Annotated in this window: 6 protein-coding genes; 3 read left to right on the top strand and 3 right to left on the bottom strand. The window is 41.3% G+C overall.

Annotation, left to right across the window (positions count from 1 at the left end):
* The first annotated feature begins 360 nt into the window (after positions 1-360).
* From ACYU87_RS27435 to ACYU87_RS27445, 3 genes are all read left to right on the top strand, one after another.
* Positions 361-825, top strand: coding sequence for a Fic/DOC family N-terminal domain-containing protein (locus ACYU87_RS27435; protein ID WP_461137200.1), 465 nt, complete (start codon positions 361-363; stop codon positions 823-825).
* Positions 826-858: 33 nt separating this feature from the next.
* The gene (locus ACYU87_RS27440) at positions 859-1,422 is read left to right on the top strand and encodes a Fic family protein (RefSeq protein WP_461137201.1); all 564 of its coding nucleotides are present in this window, start codon (positions 859-861) and stop codon (positions 1,420-1,422) included.
* Between the two features lie 415 nt (positions 1,423-1,837).
* Positions 1,838-2,434: a DUF3885 domain-containing protein gene (locus tag ACYU87_RS27445; protein ID WP_461137202.1), complete on the top strand. Its 597-nt coding sequence runs from the start codon at positions 1,838-1,840 to the stop codon at positions 2,432-2,434.
* Positions 2,435-3,148: 714 nt separating this feature from the next.
* On the opposite strand, the gene ACYU87_RS27450 is transcribed toward ACYU87_RS27445, so the two are convergent.
* The 3 genes from ACYU87_RS27450 to ACYU87_RS27460 form a co-directional block, all read right to left on the bottom strand.
* Positions 3,149-3,397: a helix-turn-helix domain-containing protein gene (locus tag ACYU87_RS27450; protein WP_461137203.1), complete on the bottom strand. Its 249-nt coding sequence runs from the start codon at positions 3,395-3,397 to the stop codon at positions 3,149-3,151.
* A 2-nt stretch (positions 3,398-3,399) separates the two neighbouring features.
* Positions 3,400-3,888, bottom strand: coding sequence for a hypothetical protein (locus ACYU87_RS27455; protein ID WP_461137204.1), 489 nt, complete (start codon positions 3,886-3,888; stop codon positions 3,400-3,402).
* 293 nt (positions 3,889-4,181) lie between these two features.
* Positions 4,182-4,796, bottom strand: a complete 615-nt coding sequence (locus ACYU87_RS27460; protein WP_461137205.1) for a DUF2185 domain-containing protein — start codon at positions 4,794-4,796, stop codon at positions 4,182-4,184.
* Between the last annotated feature and the right edge of the window lie 145 nt (positions 4,797-4,941).

The following is a 4,941-nucleotide window of genomic DNA, read 5'->3' on the forward strand; positions in this document are numbered from 1 at the left end:
AGGGACACGGCTGGACAGCTGAAAACAAGTGATTTGCTTTTCAAGATATTCTTTTCTGCCTTGCATACCTCAAGATACAGAAAAGGCCACTTAAATCCCTAGGTAGAGTTGTGCAACAGCCACGCCCCATTTATGAAGCAGATATATAAAATTTTCTTCGTCCTAAATGAGAAGTACCATTCGACGCTTATTCTTTGACATTGACACCCCTGTTAGCAGCATACGTTTCCTCTACCTCATTCTTTTGAAGACGCTTTCGCTAACTAACATTAAATTGAGGCCATTTTAAGGTTAGTTAGCGAAAGTGGCCATAACTTTGATAAACAGAGTTCTAGCTAACCTTAAATAAAGACCGATTTGATGCCCCACTCAGGCCTATACCCAATCAACCCCGACCGAAATCAACCTTGGAACAACTTACCGGATTTGCCCATCCATCCCCAACTCTACCGAACCGTTGAGGTCTACGAACAACTCGCTCAGGCCAAGGAAGCCCTGGGTCGACTACAGGGAAGAAGCGTTGCCATACCTAACCAGGGACTATTAGTGAATTCCATCAGCTTACAGGAAGCCAAAGCTTCTAGTGCTATTGAGAATATCTTCACTACCGATGATGAGCTATACCGGGCCTTTAGCGAACAAAACGGTGAGCTGGCTAGTGAGCCCACTAAAGAAGTTCTACGCTATCGAGAAGCCTTGTGGGAGGGTTTTCACTACTTGCAGCAGCAAGGTGGCTTTAGTCTGGACTACTTTATTCGGGTATTTCGAGAGATCAAGCAGTCAACCGAAAACGTGCGACCGGCGTTCTCTCCAGTCTACATTTGACAAGGGGGCAGCGGTCCCAACGCTGGTAAACCGGTGTATACCCCACCTCGTGGTCAGGGCATTCTGGAAGCCAAGCTAACCAACCTCATTAGTTTCCTCAACGATGATGGGACTTACCCAATTGATCCACTGCTCAAGATGGCCATCGGCCACTTTCAGTTTGAGGCAATCCATCCCTTCCGAGATGGGAATGGGCGAACGGGAAGGGTGGCCAACATTCACCTACTGACTCAGAAAGGCTTACTGGACTACCCCATTCTTTACTTAAGTCGCTACATCGTCGAGCACAAAGATGAGTATTACAGTGCCTTAGCTGGTGTCTCCCAGCGAGGGGATTGGCAACGATGGCTACTCTACATGCTACGGGCGGTCGCCCAAACGGCCCAGATGACCTACGAGAAGATCAATCGTATTTTGCAAGCGCGGGATGCTGTTCTAGAGGTAGTTGCCCGCCAAGGGAGTATTCGCCGTCCGGATCAGTTAACCCAAAAGATCTTCACTCAACCGGTTACCCGAGTGCGAGTGCGGCATCTAACCCAAGACCGCACGTATGCAGAGAATACGGCCCGTGATTATCTTAACAAATTGGTTGACTAGGAGGTCTTGGAGCGTAAGACGGTGAGCGGGAACCACTACTATATTAACCGGGAGTTATACACCATCTTAGCCGAGTAGCTGAATCATACTAACATCAATCCAGTTTATTGAGCGTTTTTCGAGAATAAATAAACGTGAGTTACTTGATAAAGTGGGTTGCTCCTGTTTACTTAACAGTTGTATTTTTCCAAGCCAAGTGGTATAAGTAATCTTATGTTATGTGAAATAACTAAGATTGACCACCGCCTATAAGCCGTGGAGACAGGGTGGATTGTATATTGGAAAGGGAGAGAAAAAGGTTGGTATTATGTTAATGGAGTTTCTGTAGATTGACTCTATCAACTGCGAGTAAACTCCCGTTCAGAAGAGCTTATTTAGGCAGTCTAAACTAGATCATACAACAGGGAATATCTAAATGACAGCCAACCAGTTTCAGACCTTTTGGGATTCCAATTATGGGAATACATATCCAATTTCACCGTTCCTAAAAGATGCTTATCCGGAGCGCTGGTTAAGAGTTCACAGTTTACCTGGATCGAAACGACACCCCGAAAATGATATAGAATGGAATGAGTTGCTTTCACGTCAAAATACGCTTATCACTGATTTATTGGTTGGTGATTTCGATATAATACTAGTCACAGGCGAAAACTATCTGAGCTTGAAGAACAACCAAGTATGGAGTTTATCGCCAGTTTATTCGCTTGATCACTTACCTTTCACGCCCTTGAAGCCAATTTCGCTAGGCTCACTGTATCCTGATGACTACGATTCTGATGTGGTGTACAAGCCTATCTTTACTCAGGTCAATTGGCAACCTCCGGCTTATAATGACATTTTAAAAGATATTGCCGAAGATAACTTAAGAGTCCTCTTTGTTTCTGTGTCTAACCAGTGTTTACTAGCCCCTTATGATGGCGGGGTTGATATCATCTTCAAGGATCAGCCCATTAAAGATCTTTATAAGACGAAGTACAAAACGTGGTTGTCGGCCAATGAAGACGGCTTTTAAATTCGTAGGTTAACATATTTGCACTTATACAATAGTTCCGCACTGTTACAACCTTTATCAATTTAGCTGAATCACTACAATTATGAAAAAGCTATTTCTACTACCACTAGTCTGTCTATGGTCCTGTCAAGAACCTGAATGTGAAAAGGGAGACGACCAGATGACGGGTCTAACCCTCCGTCTTTTAGATCAACGTTACTCGGCCTATGATCAAAAGGAAGGTGATTTAAGCCGCTCTGGCATTCGGATTTCTGATGCTAGTCAGTATAAACGTGTTTTCGCTTCCTGCTGTGAGAGTCGCTTAGATAGTATTGATTTCACTAGGTACGAGATCTTGGGTCTTACTACCGTCAATAAAGGCAGTAATAGCCGCTACATTCATGATGTGAAGCGAGACGATACAACCAAAAAAATAACGTATACAGTCAGTGAAGAATACTGTACACGCTCCTCTCCGATTGATGGCCGCAGTAACCTAATTGTTGTTGCTAAACTACCTTCCGACTATCAAGTGGAATACGTACGTAATCAATAGAATAATATTAATTCAAGAAATCGAATTGATTAATAATCAAATCCTTTCTGGCTAAAGTCGAATAACATAAAAATAGTTATACAACTTGTCTTTGAAAAGTGCCATGTTTCGCCCATGAGGTAAGCATGACACTTTTGTATTATCGCTAGTTTGACGTGTCTATTTACACCTCTAATTGATTAGTAGACAGTACTTTCAAATACGGATGATTGATCAGATACAGAGGTATCAACATACGCTAAAATATCGCCGGGTTGGCATTGCAAAGCCTGACAGATGGCAGCCAGTGTATCAAATCGGACTCCCTTCGCCTTGCCGGTTTTAAGAATTGATAAGTTTACGTTCGATATCCCTACTTTTTGAGATAGCTCATTAAGAGACATTTTTCTCTTAGCCATCATGACGTCTAAATTGACTATAATATTCACGCTTATATAAAGGCTTCGTTTTCACTCTTCACCTCAATAGCTTTTTGAGTGAAGTAGGTTAATAACAAAATAGACAAAACCAACACGTAAACAATCAGCGAATGGTCAAATACATGTTCAGCAAAATAGAAAAGGAATTTTCCTTGTGCCTGTTCAAAACTGACTTCCTTTTTATAATAATGCCATGTACTCATTCCTGCATTAGCTAGTGAGTTAAAGATAGCAACACCTAAACCTAAAAAGCCAAAAGAGCGCAGTTGCTTCACATTTTGGGAATCAAAAAAGCCACTCAAATTCAACGATTTTTTGATTCTGAAGACAAGGAATCCCATGATGACTATGCCCAAGTAGGTAACGATTTTAAATATCCACATCCATCTTAAGACACCTGTATATTCACCAATTATCGAAACTCCCCTATAGAGGAATAGTAAGCATTGAAGTCCAATGAGGACTGCGATCACCCAAAAGGTAGTATTGATAGCTTTCATATCAGCTTGGTTTAGATTACCCCAAAGATACATACATTTAACGCAAAACAAATATCATTTAACGTTAAACATTAAATACCTAACTTTCCTTCAACGTTTAAAACTAGCGATAATGCAAAAGTGCCATGCTTACCTCATGGGCGAAACATGGCACTTTTCAAAGACAAGTTGTGTAACTGATTTTATGTTATTCGACAGAATCTATATTTAGATATTAGTGAAAAGGAATAGCCTACTGAGCAAAGTGCAATTTATAATTAACCCCACTTGGGTTTATTCCAACCCTTGAAAGTTTATAGCCGTACAAAGGTCTTTTGTGAATCATCCCATTCAAAAAAAGAACCTATTGGCTCATCCAATAGCTCAATTATTGAGTCATCCACATCTAACACCTTGCCTAGAGAAACAAACTGGGCATTTCCATCAGCATTCAGATACTCCTCAGATTCTGTGCCTGCTGAAATACGCCAACCACTATCATAAAAACCGTTCTTTTCTCCTAAGTTCTCTTCCCTGTATAAATAGCCTACCTTACTTCCATCCAGAAGGATTTTATTCGATACAAAGCATCGATCTATATACTTTTCTACAATGTTCTCAGGATCTTCATATTCGGTACCTATTACATGATCTATATTGAATTTAATGGTTGCACCTATTTCTAGATCATCTATAAACTGAGGCTGATTCGTAAGGAATCCTTTGAACTCATTCCCCAATCTTTGGTCAATTTTGACCCACATCCTTTCCGCATCTGCATCCGCGTCAGGCATTTTTATGGCGAACCTTAACTTCACCATGTCGCCACTAGTTAGTCTATCAAGGACAAATCGGGATGGCTTATAAAAAGTGTATTTACTTTCCCTTAAGGCACTTACAGCATCATCTAAATACCAAGATTGCTCCATTAGCAAGGCATTATTTTTCGTATGCTACTGATTAGATTGGACAGTTATTAAAATCACCGTAAGAGACCCTCGTATTGCACATTTCCGTACCGCACTTTCTTGTACGGGTACCAGCGTAACTTGACTTTACGTTTTCGCTGGTGCA

This window comes from Spirosoma lituiforme (genome assembly GCF_054776635.1).